The sequence below is a fragment of the Algoriphagus antarcticus genome (genome assembly GCF_002150685.1).
In the GTDB taxonomy this organism is placed as follows: domain Bacteria; phylum Bacteroidota; class Bacteroidia; order Cytophagales; family Cyclobacteriaceae; genus Algoriphagus; species Algoriphagus antarcticus.
This window is the reverse complement of record NZ_MSSW01000033.1, coordinates 26,262-47,363: the sequence shown is the minus strand read 5'-3', so window position 1 is coordinate 47,363 and position 21,102 is coordinate 26,262. Positions and strand designations below refer to the sequence as shown.

14 protein-coding genes and 1 pseudogene are annotated in these 21,102 nt (G+C 41.8%); 1 reads left to right on the top strand and 14 read right to left on the bottom strand.

Annotated elements, in window-relative coordinates; all coding sequences use genetic code 11:
* A pseudogene (locus BVH04_RS25810) lies at positions 1 to 236 on the top strand (IS1634 family transposase); the annotation flags it as partial.
* 441 nt (positions 237 to 677) lie between these two features.
* Here the strand turns inward: BVH04_RS25810 and BVH04_RS25155 are convergent.
* The 14 genes from BVH04_RS25155 to BVH04_RS12945 all read right to left on the bottom strand — a co-directional run bounded on the left by BVH04_RS25155 (position 678) and on the right by BVH04_RS12945 (position 21,082).
* Complete coding sequence (locus tag BVH04_RS25155; RefSeq protein WP_140160584.1) at positions 678 to 1,079, bottom strand: hypothetical protein; 402 nt, start codon at positions 1,077 to 1,079, stop codon at positions 678 to 680.
* A 130-nt stretch (positions 1,080 to 1,209) separates the two neighbouring features.
* Positions 1,210 to 1,299: a JAB domain-containing protein gene (locus BVH04_RS26650; protein ID WP_394335232.1), complete on the bottom strand. Its 90-nt coding sequence runs from the start codon at positions 1,297 to 1,299 to the stop codon at positions 1,210 to 1,212.
* Positions 1,300 to 1,980: 681 nt separating this feature from the next.
* Positions 1,981 to 4,155: a xanthine dehydrogenase family protein molybdopterin-binding subunit gene (locus BVH04_RS12995; RefSeq protein WP_086541909.1), complete on the bottom strand. Its 2,175-nt coding sequence runs from the start codon at positions 4,153 to 4,155 to the stop codon at positions 1,981 to 1,983.
* Between the two features lie 20 nt (positions 4,156 to 4,175).
* Positions 4,176 to 5,162, bottom strand: a complete 987-nt coding sequence (locus BVH04_RS12990; protein WP_086541908.1) for an FAD binding domain-containing protein — start codon at positions 5,160 to 5,162, stop codon at positions 4,176 to 4,178.
* Positions 5,163 to 5,208: 46 nt separating this feature from the next.
* Positions 5,209 to 6,009 (bottom strand): 2Fe-2S iron-sulfur cluster-binding protein, encoded by an 801-nt coding sequence (locus BVH04_RS12985; protein ID WP_086541907.1) that lies wholly within the window; start codon positions 6,007 to 6,009, stop codon positions 5,209 to 5,211.
* Positions 6,010 to 6,374: 365 nt separating this feature from the next.
* Positions 6,375 to 8,213 (bottom strand): transketolase, encoded by a 1,839-nt coding sequence (locus BVH04_RS12980; RefSeq protein WP_086541906.1) that lies wholly within the window; start codon positions 8,211 to 8,213, stop codon positions 6,375 to 6,377.
* Positions 8,214 to 8,569: 356 nt separating this feature from the next.
* Positions 8,570 to 10,099: an amidohydrolase family protein gene (locus BVH04_RS26125; protein WP_240510918.1), complete on the bottom strand. Its 1,530-nt coding sequence runs from the start codon at positions 10,097 to 10,099 to the stop codon at positions 8,570 to 8,572.
* A 48-nt stretch (positions 10,100 to 10,147) separates the two neighbouring features.
* A complete protein-coding gene (locus BVH04_RS26120; protein WP_240510917.1) occupies positions 10,148 to 12,199 on the bottom strand; it encodes a hypothetical protein in 2,052 nt (683 codons plus the stop codon).
* 84 nt (positions 12,200 to 12,283) lie between these two features.
* A complete protein-coding gene (locus tag BVH04_RS12970) occupies positions 12,284 to 13,099 on the bottom strand; it encodes a universal stress protein (protein ID WP_086541905.1) in 816 nt (271 codons plus the stop codon).
* A 435-nt stretch (positions 13,100 to 13,534) separates the two neighbouring features.
* Complete coding sequence (locus tag BVH04_RS12965) at positions 13,535 to 14,074, bottom strand: T9SS type B sorting domain-containing protein (protein ID WP_205635847.1); 540 nt, start codon at positions 14,072 to 14,074, stop codon at positions 13,535 to 13,537.
* A gap of 69 nt (positions 14,075 to 14,143) precedes the next feature.
* Positions 14,144 to 15,166 carry a DUF7507 domain-containing protein gene (locus BVH04_RS12960; RefSeq protein ID WP_169714432.1) on the bottom strand — a complete coding sequence of 341 codons (1,023 nt, stop codon included), beginning with the start codon at positions 15,164 to 15,166 and terminating at the stop codon, positions 14,144 to 14,146.
* A gap of 299 nt (positions 15,167 to 15,465) precedes the next feature.
* Complete coding sequence (locus BVH04_RS12955; RefSeq protein ID WP_086541902.1) at positions 15,466 to 16,815, bottom strand: TolC family protein; 1,350 nt, start codon at positions 16,813 to 16,815, stop codon at positions 15,466 to 15,468.
* 6 nt (positions 16,816 to 16,821) lie between these two features.
* Positions 16,822 to 19,965 carry an efflux RND transporter permease subunit gene (locus BVH04_RS12950; RefSeq protein WP_086541901.1) on the bottom strand — a complete coding sequence of 1,048 codons (3,144 nt, stop codon included), beginning with the start codon at positions 19,963 to 19,965 and terminating at the stop codon, positions 16,822 to 16,824.
* 1 nt (position 19,966) lies between these two features.
* A complete protein-coding gene (locus BVH04_RS12945; protein ID WP_086541900.1) occupies positions 19,967 to 21,082 on the bottom strand; it encodes an efflux RND transporter periplasmic adaptor subunit in 1,116 nt (371 codons plus the stop codon).
* Positions 21,083 to 21,102 lie beyond the last annotated feature (20 nt).

Below are 21,102 nucleotides of genomic sequence, written 5' to 3'. Positions count from 1 at the left end.
ACTGGAGCGAAATTGTACGGATCGGGAACACCCAAAAAGTGATCACCACATCGGGGACCAACACGTACGACAAAATCATCACCACCCGAAAATGCACGCTGCCCAACGACAAGTTAAAGCAGATTTACACGAACCTTCAAGCTAAATATCAACCATTCACCAAACGAAAATCCGTAGTACACAAATTGGAAACCAAAAAAATAGAAACTGCTAAAAAACAGGTACTTATGATCTAATAGCTGCAATCTGGGCTTAAAACAGCACTGAATTCTATAAGAATCGGAATAAATATGCCAAGACAAGAGTGTGGACTCTTTGCTTTCAACCATTGCCTTTTGTTATAGAATCAAGCTAATTAGACCAAAGAGGAAAAGGAAAATAGGTGCACTTTTACAGATCTTTCATGCAACTCTAAGAAGGAATCTAAAATCAAAAAATAGTCTAATTATATTTTTCCATACCAAAAGTCTGTGCTTTTTGTAACTATATATCAGGACAGGATTTGCCCATCTATTTCAATTTAATTCTGTACTAGTTTTTCCTATTAAAGGGAGTAAATTAGGCTAAAATGATTCTTTTGCCCGGATTTCAAAAATTTATGAGAATACTTGAAAGATATTCAGGTCTTTTTTGAGAAGAAAAAAAAATCGAGATTGCAAGTCTCGATTTTTTTAAAATTATTTTTTCTTTGATTTATTCCTTTTTTGAGCTGCTTTTTTCTTAGCCTTTTTTTCCTTCAACTTCTTTTGGGCTTTTTCTTTTTTAGCTTTCTCTTTCTTCTTTTTTTGAGCTTTTTTCTTAGCTTTCTTCTCTTTTTCCTTTCTTTTCTCCTTATCCTTTTTCTCTTTTTCTTTTATTATGCCACTCATTTTCTTTAATTCTTTAAGATTCTTCTTGGTGAATTTTTCAGTGTCCTTATCAGATATATTCCCGACTTTATCTTTAACACCTAAAATATCACTTTTCAATTCTATATCAGTTGTGCCCGCCGTATTAACTTCAGCAGGAGCAGTAACAGCTTTAATTTCAGTTTCTGCTTTTTCCTGATTAATCTTGTTGGATTGTTTGTTTTCTCCCATTTCAAAAGCTTGATTTATCCTTATTCTACTATTAATATAATGTTAAGCAAATGTAAACCATTGAGTTCAAATGTTAATATTAAGTTTTTACCTTGGCTAAAAACTTAACATTGGAAATAAATAATTCTTTCTAGAGTAGGTACCCATCCACGGTCATAACCACATGATCAACCACTGGAATATCCAGAATATTTCCAGCTTTCTTGATGGGTTGGGTCAATCATTTATCTTGCTCTGAAGGCATTAGATTTCCTGAGGGATGATTATGCCAAAATGATAGAACTGACATTCGCCTTAATTGCAGCTGCATAGACCGGTTTGACATCTACTACACTTCCGCTTTACCTCCAGAACTGATAGTAATTATTCCCAGGACTCTGTTTGTTCTTGATAGAGTCCTCACTTTGAAGTCCTCTGTAAACTCAATGCTGTTTTTATCCCATGCTTGCGCAAAGACATCATATACTTGTCTTGAACTATCAACCTTTGGCCTATGACTAGTTTATATTTTGGCACTGTAGCTCAACTTTATTTCTGCAACTTCTTAGAAATTAATTTTCTTGTCCTCCGTATTCCTAATTTATTTCGTTTTAGTGAACAATGAAATAGGACAGGCACACAAGTCCTGGGAGAGATAAGGCTAGGAGTCAACCAAATAAATAATGAACCGCAAGTGAATGGCTGTATGCCGGAAGCTCATGGACACATTACACCCAAGGACTAGCTTTGGAAGAATTCTGGGACAAAAAGCAAAAGTACTTCTTAGCAAGTCATCGCCCTGAAAAAACTTTTATAAGTCAATGCTTTAGTTCTCATTCGAATAGAACCTAACTCTCATGTATTACGGATTCTAAGATAATGTCTCTAAGCGCAAGAATATTTTTACGCAAAGATTTCTATACTAAGACTCCACTCCGGGTTCCAACTTGGCCATGATAAGTTTTTCCGGGGTAATGGGCAAATCACGCATTCTCTTGCCTGTTGCATTAAAAATAGCATTTGCAATTGATGCGGCCACACTGGTGATTCCTAGTTCACCGATTCCTTTCACTCCCATTTTATTGGCGATTTTATCTTCCTCAGGCAGGAAAATCACCTCTACATTAGCCATGTCCAGATTGACCGGAGCGTGGTAGTCTGCAAATGAACGCGTTATAAAATTCCCGAAGTTTGGCTCTATTTTGGTCTGCTCGGTCAAAGCCATCCCCACTCCCATTGTCAAACCACCTATAATCTGTCCATAGGCTGTTTTGGGATTCAGGATTTTACCGGCTGAACCTACATTCACCATACGCTTGATGCGACTCATCCCCGTATCCTTATCCACCCAAACTTCCGAAAAGTTGGCTCCGAAAGAGAATACTGAATACTTTTCAAATTCTTCCGATGGCTCTGCGGTTCCTTCAGCCTCAAATTTTGTAAGATCATTTTGCTTTAAAAGGTCCGCCAAAGCAATTTCTTCCCCTTCAGGGATATTTTTCTTTCGTTTCAATTCAGCAATTGCATTTTCGCAGGCTGCCCTGGCTCCGTTGCAATAGGATGCCGCGCCCCATGAGCCACCTGACCCTGGCGTCACAGGATAATTAGAGTCTCCCAATTCTACCGTCACATCTTCTGTGGGAATGCCCAAGTATTCAGAGGCAGTTTGGGCGATAATAGTATAACTTCCGGTGCCAATATCTGTAGCATCCATCTGGATTGTTGCGATAGCTTTCCCTTCTTCAAGGGAGATTATGACCTTTGACGATGTTTTCTTGTAGGGAGCTTCTCTGGATGCAGCACTTACTCCATAACCGATAAGCCAGTTTCCGTTGGTATTGGTTCGGGGTTCCATCTTCCGCTCCTTCCAGCCAAATTTCTCTGCACCTATGCGGAGGCATTCTATTAGGAGTCGGGAGGAAAAAGGTCTTTCCTCGCTCAAATCTATCTGTGTATCATTCTTTATTCTGAAATCTATCGGGTCCATTTTAAGCTTCCAAGCCATTTCGTCCATCGCTGATTCCAAAGCAAAACTTCCCGTAGCTTCTCCAGGTGCACGCATAGAACATGGAGTCTGAAAATTCAATGGAATCAGCCTATGCTTGATTAAGTTATTCGGGACTTTGTACAGCATCTTTGACACATTTCCACAGGGTTCCTGATATTCCTGAAAAGTTGAAGTATGGGAAAGCGTTTCGTGAGAAAGTGCGGTGAGTGTGCCATCTTTCTTTGCTCCTATTCGCATATTTTGCTCATTATGCTGTCGCATACCAGTATTGGTAAACATTTGATTTCGTGTCACCGTCAGTTGAACTGGTTTGCCTAACTTTTTGGAAGCCATCAGTGCGAGAATTACGTGGCGATCAGTATTTAGCTTAGAGCCAAATCCTCCACCTACAAAGGCAGCTACTACTCTCACATCTTTTTTCGGAATCTGAAAAGTGTCTGAAATCACAATGGTAGAATTATCCACCATTTGCTGACTGGTATAAGCTAATACTTTACCGTTATTCCAGGAAGCGATCACGGCGTGCAACTCCATAGGATGATGATGCTCAATGGGTGTATTGTAAGTCGCCTCCAACGTTTGATCGGCAGCAGCCATCCCGGCATCCATGTCTCCCCGTGAGAAATCAGAACTTTCGGTAGGTTTATAGGCTTTAGCTCTAGATTTATCAAGGTGAATATCCGGGGTTTCTTCCTTGTATTTAACTTTTACCAATTTAGCTGCATAGGTTGCCTGCTCAAAAGTTTCTGCTACTACAAGACCTACATATTCTCCGTAATAATGGACTTTGTTACTTTGTAAAACCGGTGCAATGGTCGTGGTGCCCAATTCAGGCATCTCTTCTTCGAAAGCCTTAAGCTTTTCAGCATTCTTGTGGGTCAGTACGGCGAGGACTCCAGCTGCTTTCTCTGCTTCAGAGGTATCTATTGAAACAATCTCACCTTTTGCAATGGTACTATTTACAGCTTGTGCATAAACTTTATTTTCCACCGGGAATTCTGTAGCATATTTTGCCATTCCCGTAACCTTCAATCTCCCTTCAATTCTGTCAATAGGTTTGCCTATTCCTGATGCTTTTATAGTTTTCATAGTGGTTGTATTGAGATTGATTAAGATTTTCTCGCGTAAGCCTGGGAAAGCGCTCTAACTATAGCTTTTTTACCCATTTCAACTTTATAGGTATTCCCCTCGAATGGTTTCGCATCCTTCATGGCCAGTTCAGCTGCCGCCTCAAAAATTGATTCATCTGGCTTTTTCCCAACAAGAAATTTTTCAACTTCTTTAAATTTCCAAGGCTTGTGGGCAACTCCACCCATAGCCAATCCGGCCTTAGTAATCTCTCCGCCCTTTAGTTGCAAACCTGCTGCTACCGAAATCAATGCAAAGGCATAACTGGAACGTTCACGGATCTTCAGGTAGTAATAGTGCTCTGAAAATTCCGGCCTTTCGAGATGGATCGCAGTGATCAGTTCTCCAGGCATCAGGTTAGTGTCTTTTTCCGGCTGACTTCCCGGTAATCGGTGAAAATCGTCAAAAGCTATAATTCTCGTTGATCCATCTGGTTTTTGAACTTCAACCGTAGCTCCCAAAGCTGCTAAGCCTACACACATGTCGGAAGGATGAACTGCAATACAACTGTCACTATATCCAAAAATAGCATGGAGGGAATTCATCCCTTTTATGGCACCACACCCTGAACCCGGTTCGCGTTTATTGCAAGGCATTGATGCTTCGAAAAAATAAGGACAACGAGTTCGCTGCAATAGATTCCCGCCGTTGGTTGCCATATTCCTGATCTGTGCGGTGGCTGCGGAAAGCATTGACATGGAGAGCAAGGGATAATTCTTACGTACTTCAGGATGATTGGCTGTCTCAGAATTACTGAGCATTCCGCCGATGGTTAAGCCACCTTTGTCGTTTTGGAATATTTTCTTGTAATCCAGACTTGCCACTTCGATCAGCTGATCAGGACGCTCTACATCTTCTTTCATCAAATCCAGCAGATTTGTTCCTCCTCCCAGATAGTGAGAAGTGGGGCTGTAACTCTGAAGCGCTTGTTCTTTATTTTTTGCACCGGTGTAAGTAAATGGTCTCATGGTAGGTTTGTGTTATCGTCTTAAAAATTGTGATTGATTTGTTGCCCTAAGAGCTCTTTGCATTTTCCATCTGTTCCGGTGTAGCAAATTCCCAGGTCGGCATTTCATCGTCACTGGAATGAACTTCCTTAAAAGCCTGTACGATGTTATTGTACGCTCCACACCGGCAGATATTACCGGACATACGTTCTCTGATTTCTTCCTCTGAAAGGGTTAAATCTTTGGTAATCTCTCGCAAATCATCTGTCACATAACTTGCTTCTCCACGCTTTGCTTCCTCCAGAAGCGCCACCGAAGAACAAATTTGTCCTGGAGTACAATAGCCACATTGAAAACCATCATGTTCTAAAAATGCCTTTTGAATCGCGTGAAGCTCCCCGTTTTCTGCCAACCCCTCTATGGTAGTAATTTCTTTGCCCTCACAACTGGCCGCCAGTGTCAGGCAGGAAAGTTTACGCTTGCCATCCACGAGGACTGTACAGGCACCGCATTGCCCGTGATCACATCCCTTTTTGGTACCTGTAAGTGCCAGTCTTTCTCGTAAAGCATCCAATAAAGTTGTTCGTGAATCCAAATTCAGAGACTTTACAGACTCATTTATCCGAAGATTCACTTTTACTTCATTAACCAACTTGATTGGGTTATCCGGTAAGGCTGCTGCAGCGCTGGCAAAAACTTCTGGAGGAAAATAAGTAGCAGCCCAGACGCTCAAACTGGTAGCAGAAATCCCTTTTAAGAATTTCCTTCGGGATGACTCGTTTAAGCCAAGCTGGTCAAAAATTTTCCTTTCATCTTCGCTCAGGTTACCCAATTCTCTTTTGTTATTCCAAACTTCCATTTCGGTCATACGCTCTGTTTTTTATATTATCCTACTTTAAATTATCTGTATCTACGCTTTTCTACCAACAAGCGAATTCTCTTTAGTTAATGGGTTGGGAGACCGATGACCGAAGACCGGAGTAAACCAGGATTCAATGTGTCTTTGGATTTTCGATCCTATAAATTTTCTACTTTCAAGATTCCGTACAACATATTAAATTATTAGTATGACCGCATTTGCACCAGTAATCAAATTAAATTCCCCTACACATCGAAGCCACATCGGCCAATCGTCATCCCCGCCTGTCTTTCGGGCAGGGGCCTTATGTCCAGAAAAGCAAAGAAATACAGGGTTACTGGCCACCTTGCTGATAACCATATTTAACTATATATCTAAGCAAGGCATTGCTTCACCTTTTGAACAATGTTTCCAGCACTTATACCGGCATCATCTAGCAGTTGATCCATTTCACCAGATCTGGAGATTTTATTTACTGCCATCTTGATGAACGTGTGATCCACTTTACCCAACGCTGCATGGGCAAAGTCCCCCATTCCTCCGTGGGAATAATGGTCTTCCACTGTGATCAAAATTGGCAGTTCTGTTTCTTTAAGGCTGGTTTTAAGCGTTTCAGCATCTATGGGATTGATCGAGTAGCAATCAACTATCCGGATTGGAATCCCCATTTCATGTAGGATTTCCCAGGCTTTTAGTGCCTCAAACACGGTGATACCTGTGGCTGCCACGGTAAGCTTATCTTTTGAGGACTTTTTAAGAACCTTCGATCCGCCTATCTCAAACTTATCTTCCTCAGCGTAAAGAACAGGTGTTTTAGGCCTGAGTGTCCTTAGGTAGGTCATTCCTATATGAGCCAACATAATTGGAATTAATCTGGCAGTTGACACCGCATCACACGGCTGCAAGATCACCACATCGGGTTCGGAGCCAAATAATGCTATATCTTCCAACCCCATCTGTGAAGGTCCATCCTCACCTATCGAAACTCCTACATGTGATCCGACAAATTTTATGTTGGCCTCTGAAACCCGCGCCATCCGGATTTGATCTGCAGTTCTGGATAAGAAAGCTGCAAAAGTTGCGACCACAGGTATTTTTCCCAATCTGGCCAAACCAACTGCCACCGTGACCATATTCTGTTCCGCTATAAAACACTCGACAAATCTCTCTGGATGTGCATCCATGAAATCGGTAGTAAAAGTTGAATTCTTAACATCAGCATCAAGACCGTATATCTTTTTGTTTGACTTACCCTGATCGGAGAACACTTCTCCAAAAACCTCTCGAGTCGCATATTTCTTCTTCGAATCAAAGCTGCGTTTTGAAGGAGTTAGGACTTGTGGATTATCAGCAGTACTTGTTTTGTCGGGAGAAATAAGTTCAAACCTTAAATTGTCGTCCAGCTCACCCAATTCATCAAGCGCTTCTTTTAGCTGATCCGCATTTAGTATTTTGCCATGCCATCCAGCCATATCCTCCAAAAAAGAAATTCCCTTACCTTTTAGGGTATTAGCTATAATTGCCACGGGTTTGTCTTCGCTTTTAATCGCCTTTTTGAATGCAGCATCAATTGCTTTTAAATCATGTCCGTCTATGCTGATCACTTCAAACCCAAAGGCCTTAAATCTATTTTCATACTCCAGCATCTCGTGACCAAACATAGTTTCGCCGCTCTGCGCCAGACGGTTGATGTCCAAAATGGCAATTAGATTACCCAATTTGTGGTAGCTGGCAAAATTAGCTGCCTCCCAAACTTGCCCTTCTGCGAGTTCACCATCACCCAATAAAACATAAGTTTTATTGCCTAAATTTTCTCTTTTGCCTACCAAAGCTAATCCTGCACCGACCGAAAGACCCTGACCCAAAGATCCGGTGGCTGCCTCCGCATGTTCAAATTTTGGAACGGGATGTCCCTCGAAACGACTTCCAAATTTTCTCAGTGTTTTCATTTCTTCCAGAGGAAATGCTCCTGAGAGACCAAAAAGCGCATATAATAAAGGTGAAGCATGTCCTTTAGATAAGACAAATCTGTCATTGTAGAGATTTAGCGGAGCTGCCAGGTCATATCGAAAATAGCTATCAAACAAAACTGCTACCAAATCTGCAGCAGAAAGGCAGGAAGTTGGGTGGCCCGATCCTGCCTCTGAGGTGGAGATCATACTCCATTTGCGTAGCAATTCTGCCTTATTCTGAAGGAGTTGAAAGTCTTTCATACCCAAAAAAAATTCCAACAAGCATGCCAGCGCCAGTTGAAACGAACATCCTTGCACGTCTAAGTCAAGTCTTATTTCCGGCCTAGAGTACTCTTTCTCAGTCAAACCATCTACTTAATGAGATAAAGAATGGCTTTAATTTAATATTATTTTGAAATTCAAAAATGGTTGGATTCTGCTCTTAATGGAACCCCAGCAAAGCAGTTTTAAGATTATAACCTACAAAACTAAAAATAGCACCGAGTCAGTACCCGATGCTATCCAAATTTATTCTTAAAGACTGTAACGTCTATTCAGGACGAGTCATAAAGCAAAGTCTCTCAGCACCTTATGAGTGACTTTTGAGGTTTAATTTCTTATTTTAATGTTGTATTGGATACCGGTGCCACTTTGGTCCAGGGAGTCGCATCCATTTTTCTAGATGTAGGGTACACTTCATCCAAGGTGTTTCCATCGTAGATTCTTCCGTTTTTCATTACATGTGTGATCGTGTTGGTATTGCGGATATTTTCCAAAGGATTACTTTCCATAATTACCAAATCAGCCAATTTACCTACTTCGATACTTCCTAATTCCTTATCCAAGCCAAGCGCTTCAGCTCCGGAAATGGTCGCTACTTTTAGTGCATCATGAGCTTTCATACCTCCACTGGCTACAGACCAAAGTTCCCAGTGATAACCTAATCCCTGAAGCTGACCATGGGAGCCTATTCCTGCAAGACCTCCCTGCTCAAAGATCGCGTTGATTCCTTCGGCATGCTTTGTAAACACATGATCTTCCGGAGCAAACCAACCACCTAGACCACCAGCTCTTCTTCTTGCTTTCGAATTGAGTTCTTCATAAGGTGTGAATCGATTGAGTTTCGGGTCATGTAGAGGACTTTCGGTAGTGTAATAGTAGTTTTCTGCCCAAGGACCGCCATAAGCCACTAAAAGCGTCGGTGTCACTGCCATTTTACTTTCAGCGATTGTTTTGGTCACATCCTGATATAAGGGATAAATTGGGATAGAGTGCTCGTGTCCCGGATAGCCATCTATCAGCTGGGTCATGTTTAGCTTGAAGTCCAATCCACCTTCTGTGGTTGGCATTAATTTCTGCTCTTTTGCTGCCATGATCACCCACTGTCTGTGCTGGCGATTTCCCACCCGATACATTTTGATGTATTGTGTATTGAAGTATTTACTGTACTGCTTCAGGATATTTTTGGTCTGATCGAGAGACTTTAAATTATACATCCAGTATCCTACTCCGGGACCAGTGGAATATATTCTCGGACCTGGAATCATCCCGGCATCCACCATATTTCCATAGGTCAGTACATCGGTGGTAGCTGTCTGTGGATCACGGGTGGTAGTGACGCCATAAGCGAGATTTGCTGCATACATCCAAACACTGTTTTTGTGCAAGCCCCAAGTTGGCCACATGTGGGCATGAGTATCAATGAATCCCGGCGTGATCGTTTTACCGGACATGTCGAAGACTTTTGCCTTTCCTGCATCAAGCGATCCCGAAATTCCGATTTCTTTTATGCGGTTGTTTTCGATCAGGATATCCCCTTTTTCTATCACCTCATCGCCTTTCATCGTGACTATTCTTGCATTAGTCAACAAGACAGTTCCTTTAGGAATATCCTTCTCATAGTAGAGCTTTACCTGCTTTTCGTCGGCCTTGTACGTTTCTCCTTCTTTTAATTCAGCCTTATGAAGACTGTCAGACTTTGCTTTTTCCTTATCATTTTTAAAAAGCTCCGCCAATGCATCTTTCTTTGCTTTTGCCACAGAATCAGCAGCTTTTACAGCCTCAGTTCCTAGGGCTTTCAATGAAGCTACGCTGTCAGCGTCCGCCATCATTTTGGATTTCTTTGCGGATTTTACTGAATCTTCCACTGCTTCGGCTCTGTCTATATCATAAACCCAGTGTCCATTTCCCAGCGATCAATGCACCTTCTTGCCACTTGATTCCCAAGCTGGCCACTCTCCGCCTATTTCGGTGAGCTGGCGTGCAGGGAAATTACTGGAACTAGGATCTCCCACATTGATATCAGGAGTTTTTCCTACAGTCGGGATTTTGATCACATAGACATTGTTACTCACTTGTGCCAAAGCAAGATTTCCTTCTGGGGCCATCAGAATCGTGCTGGCGCTACTCGGTTTCATCTGAGGTTCCTGTGCGGTAGCTCCCTCCGGAAGCATGCAGTAATTGACTGCATCAGCGTTTGAAACCGGCATTCCCATTACATACCGAACGTCCGTGGCCTCTGTCGGATTGTTCGAGTGGTCATGGTTTTCATGTGATTCTGCTACCGATCCAAAGGCAGTAATACCCGTAATTTTTGCATATTCCTTCTTATCGGTTCCCTGCCAATTTACACTTAGTAAAGTGCCTCCCGAGCCATTTAGATATACACGCGAAGTGTCCTTGGTGAAATGTACATTGCCTTGATTTCCAGCATCCATGATTTTTCGGAACTCACCGCCCCCCGCCGGTATCCACACCAACTCCGCCTCTGTACCATTGAGGCGGGCTCCTTCATTGTCTTTCAGCAGGCGATTAGCTCCTTTGAATACTGCTATTCTATTGTCAAAGCTCCAGGCTGGTTGGGAGTAAAGTGCTGTTTCCCCACTTAATTTGGTAATGGATCCTTTACCAGCCAGTACTGCTTTGTATAGGTTTCCTCCATTTTCTTCTTCCCATGTGATAAAAACCAATTGGGTCCCGTCGGGGCTCCACGCCGGCATGGCTTCGGTGAAGTTGTTGGAAGTCAGTCTGCGTGGCTCTCCATCCGGATAATCCATTACATACAATCTATCAAGTGCGGTGAAAGCCAGTTTTTTTCCATCAGGAGAAGGGGCTGCATCTCTGATCTGAGTGACCAAAGCAGCAGTGGTGTCTTTAATTTCATAATTGAAATATAGACGTGGCCCCATCGCCAGGTTTACATCCACTTCGAAAGGTATTTCCTCTGGATCGCCTGATTCGGCCGGGATTTTCCAGATTTTACCTCCGTAGGAAGCGACGACGAACTTGCTGTCCGGGGTGAAGGCCATTGCGGGAAGTACTCCCTGGGGAGCGATGGATTCTTGCTCGTCCCGCTGTACTGGATAAGCCAGCCATCTTTCGTCGCCGGATTTCATGTCACGGATGACTAACCCGGTCTTTTCTTCCCATCTTGACCCATAGACCATCCATCGGCCGTCTTTGCTGAGTGTGGGGGTAAAAGCCGAGCCATATCTAGAAGTGACACTGCTGATCTTTCCCTTATCAAAATCGTAGGTTCCGATTTGGTATTGAGGCAAAAGTGCATTGTAATTCCAAGCGCCGGATCGATAGGAAAAATAGACTTTTTTCCCGTCAGGGCTAACTACCGGATCAATCGTTTTCATGCTAGAAGGATCCTCGTTGAGCTGTATTCCTCCTCCCCCGTCTTTGTGGTACATCCAAAGTTTGCTGATTCTTCTCCCTTTGGCCACAACGATGTAATCTCCATCCGGAGTCCAGGCAGCTCCCGGTACATCTCCATTTTTATCTTTGGTGATCTGGACTGTGTCCTTTTTCACTAGATCGATGTACCAAAGGTTATCATTTCCAGCTCGATCTGAGGTGAACAAAATCTTTTCACCGTCGGGAGAATACCGTGGATGTGTTTCATAAGCCATTCCAGACGTGATCGGGATCGCTTTTCCTCCGGAAATCGGGATTGTATAAATGTCTCCCAAAAGATCAAAAGCAACTGATTGACCATCTGGACTGACGTCTACACTCATCCAAGTGCCCTGATTCGTATTGAACTTAATTTCTCGCTCAGGCTTCAGAGGAAGATCTTTGAATTTGGGAGAAACAATGGAGTCCTTTTTTGTAGAATCTGAAGCCGCCATGTCTACTTTATAAATGGGATTGAGAATGCTAGTAGATTTAGGGACTAAGGAAGCGAAACTAAAAGTCACTCCTATAACTACTAGAAAGGCAGGCTGTAAAAGTTTTTTCATGGTAATGCCGGGGTTTTGTTAGGCAGTTCTTGTATCACTCCACTAAAATCTCTTAGGAAGAGAAGGCCGAAGCGAGTACTGTCTTTAGGTTATATTCTCTTTAATTATTAGTAGTGGCAAAGTAGTATGGTAAACCATCTCCACGGTTTCGCTCTTATTAAATTGCTTTTCCAGAAAATTCTTGTGTCCCGATAGCATTACAAGCATTGCCTCAGGATGCTCTTTCTGATAAATTTCCAACCCTGTCTGTATGCTGGTGGAAAAAACACTAGTAAGCCCAAAAGATGTATCGGGATAAATTTTCTCAAATAATTTAATATGCTTTACTGCAAGATCATCTGTATCGTCAGAAGTTCCGGAATTGAAATGCAAAATTTCATAGGGAAGGCCCCAATTTTTGGTCAAGTGGAGTATTTTTCTGACATATTCAGGACCGTCCTCAGGATTTTCCAATGTCAGTACAATATTTTCCACTTTATCAAAAAAAGCTGTAATAGGGATTATGAGAATAGGCACATCAAAATTCTTAAAAATTTCGTTGGCATTGGAACCCAGCAAGAATTTTTTTACACCCTTGGCACCTTTTGTACCCAAGATGATAAAATCGATTTCATCCATACTTAAGATTTTCTCGATAGAACTCTCCAGATTATCTTCGATTACCCGATAGCTTGCTGTAATGCCAAGGTTATTGAATTCCTCAACGTATTTCTTCATTAAATTTTTTGACCGTTTTATCTCAGAACTATATTCCTCATCAGCTAACGATGCAAAATTATACGTCTGAAGAGCTGCATGAAGTAAAATTACCTTTCCCCCAATAGATTTCGCAACTGCAGCTGCAAATGTTTTTGCATTTTCTGACTCTTTACCAAAGTCCAAAGGAACTAATATGTTCATGTCATAAATTATTTAGAGTACGAATCTCAAGGAAATCAAGACATGAAAATAAGAATCTTTACTGTCCAATGCTATGATATTAATCATCAGTTTGGGCTACTACAATCATTTTCAAAATGAAATTTTAAGGTTGGGATTAACAAGAGTGAAAAACCCATAAAGCACCCAAGTTGGAATCTTTACGCTTTTCTTTTCTTCTTGGACAAGTTGACTTGGGCATTGGGAACCATACTCCCGAATAAATGCATCAAACTAATCTCAAAACTGAAAGATCGTGGAAGACCTATCCCTCTTAAAACCTTCTCTTGCAATCCCATTATAAGACTAAGCTGATAACCCCCTAGCTGTATTTAAGCATTAATCTGTAAACTTTTTTCAGTACGAGTCAATCGGGTCTCCTGACGACTATGACTTCCCATGGATGAGAATAGTTTATCAAAATACAGTGACAGAAGTCTTTTGTACTACTGTCAGGTTTTGCCCCTTTACCCTAATACGGAGAAGCACTGAATATGAGCTATTTGGCACAGCGGTACTGTTGAAAGTTCCGTCCCATACACAGGATGACTTAACTCCATCTTCTAGTTTTTTGTCCTCGCAATGGTATATAAGCTGCCCCCATCGGTTATAAATAAACAGTTCGAGCTCATCTACCAGATTATCAGGATAAATTTCAAAGCTCCTTTCAGGATCACCCGTTCGAATGGCATTGGGATATCGTAACTCAGGCTCACATTTTTCTTCCACTTCAAAATCTGCAAAAAAAGCGCATCCCTGCCAGTCCTTTGCTATTAGACTGTATCTACCGGCCTGGTCTGGAGTGAAAATCTGTGCATTGCTCAGTTCCACTCCGGCTAGAATCCAACTAAAGTCTTTGAACTGGATTCCAAGGTCAAGCACCACCCGAACATTTTTCTTATCGCAGATCGTATACTTGCTGCTTAATATAGGTGGAGCTGTAAATGACTGTACCACTTGGATTTGGCCCACCCCTATAGTACATCCTTCTTCATCCGTGAGGGTAGCTCGATATGTCCCATCTTCCTACACAATCAGCATGGTGCTATTATCAAACGCATCAATTTGCGTGACCTCATCTGAGCCGACATTATACCAGCTCACCTTTTGGCCTTTAATGTCAGAAAGCAAGGATATTGTAGCGAAGGTGTCTTCACTACAATATGGTAGGACTTCCAATTCGAGGATTGCAGGCAGAGTAATTTCAGCTTCAAAAGTTTTCTGCACGGCACACATCTCCTTATTCGGATCCATTCCTGTGATTTGGTAAGTTCCTGACTGGATTACCGGATAGAGAAAATCAGGATTTGGGTATACCTCAGACCAATCGGGAGCAATGAGTTTGAATACTAAATCCTGTTCATTTACTGATGCAAGCAAGTATTCACCACATGCCTTTACCTGCGTAGGGATATCGAATATAATGTCAGCTGTCTTTACGATCGTAAATATTCCCGGAACTGAGCGCAACTGTCCTAAAGTGTCCCCTATTTCCAAGGTATAATCCCCTGCGGGCAGCTTGATCTGAACGTTACTTTTATTATCAAAATCTCCAGCGTGTTTCTTGCCGTCTTCCACACTTTGAGCGGTGTATATACCACTTTGCTTTTGCTTCCCAAAATCTATGTTGATCAGCCCAAGTGCAGTGCCTTCAGGCTGGCAGATAGTGTGAGATGAAGTGATTTCATAATCAAGAAAACCCGGAGGAAAAAAGATGCCAAGAATTTCGTTCTGATCAGTAGAGTAAACAGACACCCCATTCCTGTCTATGCCAGAGGCATCAGCAGTAAAAGAGATATACCCATTTTGAACATCCGAAAAGCCAACGCTGTAAGAAATAGTGAAGGTCTTTTCCTCTGATGGTTCCAAGGCTGGAATATTCCAATTGTTATAGCTAAGGTATTCAGAAACCAATATACCCTCCAGTTTTACCCCGCCAGAGTTTTTAACTACAAAAGTAAACGTGATAAGTTCTCCCTCTTCAGTAAAGCTCTCAGCATCTGCGGTAATGGTTAGCTGAATTTCAGCCCGAAGACTACAGTCCTCCACTATATACTTTACTTCTTTACGTATACTTTCGCATTCACCTATTTTATTTTGGCTTACCCATATCGAAAATGTACGCGGCGCTGATAGAAAATCACCTAGGTAACTCTGAATATTTCCTGTATCATTCTATATTCTGAGTATAAATCACTTTTAATATCCCGAGGTTGACAAGGACTTAATAGTACACTTGCCAATATGGTTCCTTATCCAACTTACCTACTTAATAAAAATTCAACTTTGTCTGATAAATAGAAAAAAAGACCTAAATCTGATGACCTAGGTCTTTTACTATTTTCAAATTATTCTGAAAATTGCTTTAAAATTTCACCGGTCAGATTCCGGATTTTTGCTACTGATTTTAAAATATCCAACTTCGCATCGTTAATCCCGATTTTGGCATTGAGTAAAGAGCGCAGAGCTTCACGAAGATCCAACGAACTTGCCAATCCACGTTCAAATCGATCTTGAGTCCGTGTAAAATTGTCTGTAAAGGTCGCCAAATCATTTTCCTGGCGAACCAATTTTGACTTCAAAATCAAAAGCTGGCTTTGCTCTTTTACAGCTTCTTTGACCAATTCATCAGCGACTAGGGAAGCTTGAGTCTCAGAGTTTTCAATTGCGATTTTCGCATTTTTTATACCTCTATTTACCCGGCTGCCGTCGAAAATCAGGAAATTAAGCGACAATCCAGCCGTATAACCCAAGGTCTCCAATTTCGCCAACTGCTGTGCATCGTTCTGCTGTCTGTAGTATCCATAATCCGCAAATGCATTCAATTGAGGGTATTTTGCAGATTCGGAAAGTTTCAACTGATTATTTGATACTGAAATCAAAGCATCACTGATCTTTAGCTGTGGATTTTCATCAAGCACCATCGCTTTCAATTCACTGGTTTCCAAAAGTGGAGGATCCTGAAAATTAACCGAAACTAGATAATCGGTTTCTGGATCGATTCCCATCAGGAAATTCAGTTCCTTGACCAAATTGTTTTTCAATAAGCGCACATCATCCAAAGCGTTCAATTCCTGATTAATATCAGTTTGCGCAGAAAGTGCTAACCCACCAGTCGCTTGTCCAAATTCTATCTGATTCTCAATGCGCCTCAACTGATCTCTGCTGATCTCCACATTTTCTATCACGAGTTCTTCCCGGCTTTGAAGCTTTGCGATATCATAATACAAGTCGGATACTCCCAAAATCAACCCATTCAAAACTGCTTCCTGCTGATATCGAGAAATGCTTTGCTCATTTTCCAGAAGCTTGTAGGTGTATTTACCACGAAATCCTCCAATCAATAAATAATCAGCACGAACTCCAGCTGCAAGAGTGGTCGACTGTACACCTTCAGCATCGATAGTTACCAAAGCAGGATTTTCCTGAAAGGTTCGAATATCAATGTTTGCTTGGTTCTGACTAAACTTCCCATCAGCAGCAAAGCTAATCGTAGGTGCCTGACCAGAATTTCCACGGAAGACATTATTGTACGAGATCTCGACGAGATTTCGCTGTATCTTCAGGTCTTTGTTATTTGCGATCGTCTTATCAATCGCCTCATCCAATGTTAGCAATTCATTCGAGGTCGTTTCCTGACCCTGAGCTCCCAGCACAAAAATTTGAACCAGAATGCCGAGTATTATTATCTTTTTCATATTTGATTAGACTAGTTCATTTTTAATTTCCTTTAAGACTACGTCCAATTCTTCAGGTTCCTTTTCAGAATTTCTATGGCTGATCTTGTAGATTTTAACTTTCAATTGGTTGATCAAAAGCAAAATAGAAGGCAGAAAAGTCAGTGAAAGTACCAATCCGAAGATCAGCCCATAAGCAATGGCTATGGCGGTAGGTTTGATAAACTGAGCACTGACAGAATTGCTCAAAAGCAATGGTGCCAAGCCAAAGACGGTGGTGATGGTCGTCAAAACAATTGGTCTGAATCTGGAAATAGCCGAATCAATCAAGGCATCCTTGATTTTCATTCCTTTGAGCAAGTTGTCATTATAGGTAGACACCAGGACCAGGCCATTATTGATCAAAATCCCCCAAAGTGCGATCATGCCAAGGAAAGAGAAGATACTCACTGGAATCCCGTGAATAAAAGTACCCCATGCTATCCCAATAAATGCAAAAGGAAGCATGGCCAGAATCGCTAAGGTCTTTCCTATCGATCGGTAGTTCAACAATAGAATCACTACAATCAGAATAAAAACCAACGTGGTAGGTCCTTGGCTGGAAGCTTGGGTTTTTCCTGAAAGACGGGCTTCCCCTTCTAAGGTATATCGGATATTGGGGAATTTTTTTTGAATATCAGCAAGTACTCCAGCCTCAGTATCCGCGAGAATCGAAGGCACCGACACCATCAAATTAGCAATATCTGCCTCCACCCGAAGTTCACGAACTCCCGATTGATGATTGATCTCCGTCACATTTGTTTTGTATTCGAAATCCGCCAATTCACTCATGGGATACGAAGAACCATTAGGCAATGAAAGGCGCATGTTCTCCAGATCTTGGATGGATCTTCGATCTTTCACATCATAACGTACCCAGATTTTCACTTCCTCATCAGCTCGCTGCAAACTTTGAGCTTCCAATCCAAAGAACCCTTTCCTAACCTGATCAAAAACCTGAGCTTCCGAGAAACCCAATAATCGGGCATTTTCTTTCAAGGTCATTTCCAGTTCCGGCATCCCTTGCTTGTCTGTGTCAGTGATATCCTTGAGATCATCTCTGGTTTCGAGGTAATCACGAAGCATGGTTTTCGCGGCTCTTAAATCCTCCGTATTTCTTCCAATCAAGGCAATCGAAACTGGTTTACCAAAGGCTGATAAGCTCTTAAAAGCTAAATTTTTCGCCTCTGGAATTGGACCCACTTTATCTCGAATTGTCCCTGCTACTACATAGGAAAGGATATTTCGAGTATCTCCCTCAAGCATATAGATATTCAAATAGCCTTCGTTCGATTTTGGACCGATGACTTTTTCCACAAACCTGACCACTTGAAGACTATCCGATCTTTCTGAAGAATATTCTTCATTCACTTCCCAAACAGCAGCTTCTATAATATCCAGTTTTTCTCTAACGATCCGCTCGTCTGTTCCCAGAGGAAGCTCAATCTGAGCGGTCACCATATCCTGATCAATATTCGGGAAAAAGGTGCTTTTGATTAATCCCGAACCTAGAGCCACCACGGTCAAAACCATGATCCCGATCACTATGATCACAGGGACGATTGGCATTTTCATACTTCCTTTAATCACTTTTGCATAAAAGAAATCTCGGAACCGAAGCAGGGAATTGTTAGTGATCTGGGTGAGTTTCCAGGGTTTGTCATCTCGGCGAAGTGCTTTTGATCTGGCGATGTGCACTGGAAGGAAAAATAAGCTTTCCAGCAAGGCAATAAATAAGGTGGCGCATACCACAAAAGCGACATCTGAGAAATAATCTCCAAGTTGACCGTCAAAAAAGAAGAATATACTAAAGGCACAGGCTGTGGTTATCAAGGAGGAAACAATCGCCGGAATCACCTCAATGGTCCCTTCGATCGCAGCCTGAAGCGGAGTCAACCCTTTCATGAATTTCTCATAGATATTCTCAGCCACCACTACCCCATCATCGACGATGACTCCAAGCACGATGATGGTACCGAATAGTGATACCTGGTTGATCGTCAAATCATAGAAGTAACTTAAAGTAAACATCCCAAGTAGTGCGACTGGGATCTTAAATGCCACCCAAAAGGCAATACGAGGATCCAGAAACAAACCCAAAACAATAAGTACCAAAAGGATTCCCTGCCAAGCATTATTCTGAAGCCGTGCGATGGAATCACTTAGTGGAATCCCTCTATCTTCTACAATAATCAGCTGGTAAAGTGCATTCTTTGAATTGAAATCAGTGACATAAGCATTTAGGATTTCTGCATTTTCCAAAATATCTTCCTCTCCACGACTGAAAACTTTAAGGATCACACCGGGCTTTCCATTTATAAAACTCTGATCTGGCTTACTTGCAAAGCGATCCTGAACTTCCGCAATATCCTTTAGATAAACTACTTTGCCATCTGGAGTAGCTTTTACGATTGTGTTCAGTAGGTCCTTCGCATAGTAATTTCGACTATCCAATCTGATCAAAATTCGCTGCGTCCCAGTTTCTAATTCTCCTCCGGAGGCCTTGATGTTGGTTCTATTGATCGCGGCACTCACCTCGTCAAACGAAAGATTATAGGCACGAAGGTCATTTTCTCTGATCCGTACTTCGATCTCTTCTTCCGGAAATCCGCTGATGAAAATCTGCGATAGACTGGGATTTAGGATAAGCTCATCTTTAATTTCTTTTGCATAATCCTTGAGGATGCGTACACTTCCATCTCCAATCACAGCAAGGGTCATCGTATAATTCAAGATTTCTTCTTTGGCAATCACCGGTACATCCAATCCCATAGGGAAAGTTGTTATACTGTTCACTGCATTGTTTATATCCTGAAGTACTTCGTTGCGATCAGCATCTTCGGATATCTCAATTCTGACGTTAGCAAAGCTCTCCGAAGAAGTTGAAGTCACCCGGTCGATCCCTTTCAAACCTTCCAGTTTGTCTTCGATTTTATTGACCACATCCTCCTCCACTTCCTGCGGAGATGCTCCCCGGTAGACTGCGCTGACATTGATAAAATTGACAGGTTCAGGAGGCAGAAAATTAGAGCGCATATTTCCTAATGCGATAAGGCCCACCACCAGAATCATCCCAATCAGGATATTTACTGTTTTGGGTTTCTGTGCTAAAAACTCAATTACCTTCTTCATCCTATAGAACTACTTTTTTACCGGCCATTGGTATGGCAAATTCAGTTAAGATCACCTGGTCATTTTCTGCAAGACCGCGCACAAGTGTAGAATCCTGAAGAATCTCTATAGTCTCTACTGATTTACTTACGATTAGGTCTTTTTCCAAAACCAAAACTCCCTGATCCCTACCCAAGGCAGTATTTGGGATTACAAACACATCTGAAAAATTATCAGAGCTGAATTGGCCTTGAAGATACATGCCAGGAATAATGTTATTTCCTGTAAGTCTGAAGTAGATGGGGACATTTTGAGTTTGGATATCTACCACTCCTCCTATTCTGGACACTATACCTGTCCAGTTTCCTGATACTTCGTTACTGGAAAAGTTGATCTTATCGCCTACTTTCAGCTGTGAACCAACTTTTAAAGAGGCACCAGCTTCCAGCTCAAATTCACCCGTATTGATGATGGTACCAAGTGGCATACCAGGAGAAACCAACCCCCCTATATCTACCATAGATTGAGTGATAATTCCGCTATATGGAGCATAAATCACATATTTATTCAGTCGCTCTTCCTGTGCTTTCAATCCATAGAAAGAGGTGTAGATATCTCTGGAAGTAATAAAGAATTTCTCTGAGCTGGATTCCGTTTCAGGCAATTCAGCAAGTGGCGAGTCCAAATCCATCTTTTCCAAATAGGCTAACCAGATTTGGAAATTTGCAGAATAATCCGACTTAAGGTCCGGCATGATACCTGTCAATGCATTCAAAAACGCACTTTTTTGTGATTTCAAATTCAGGGAGAATTCTCTGGAATCAATTGCAATCAGTTGATCCCCTTTTCGAAATTTGACTCCTGCTTTCATTATCACGGAAGTTGGCAGGATCAATCCTTGCACTTCAGAAACCAACTGAGTTTGATTTTTGGCAATCACTCGCCCACTGATCAGTTCATTAACTTCTTTGGTTTGAGCGTTGACTTGGAAAAGCTGAAGTTTGCTTTTATTGATTTCAGGAATGGTTTCAATGTTTTGCTTCGAAGTTGAAGCTTGTTCACCTGATTCATCATTGCCACATGCAAAAAGCAAAAAGGGGACAATGAAGATGTACAAATAGGTTATGCTTTTTTTCATAGTGTCGGATTTAATAAATA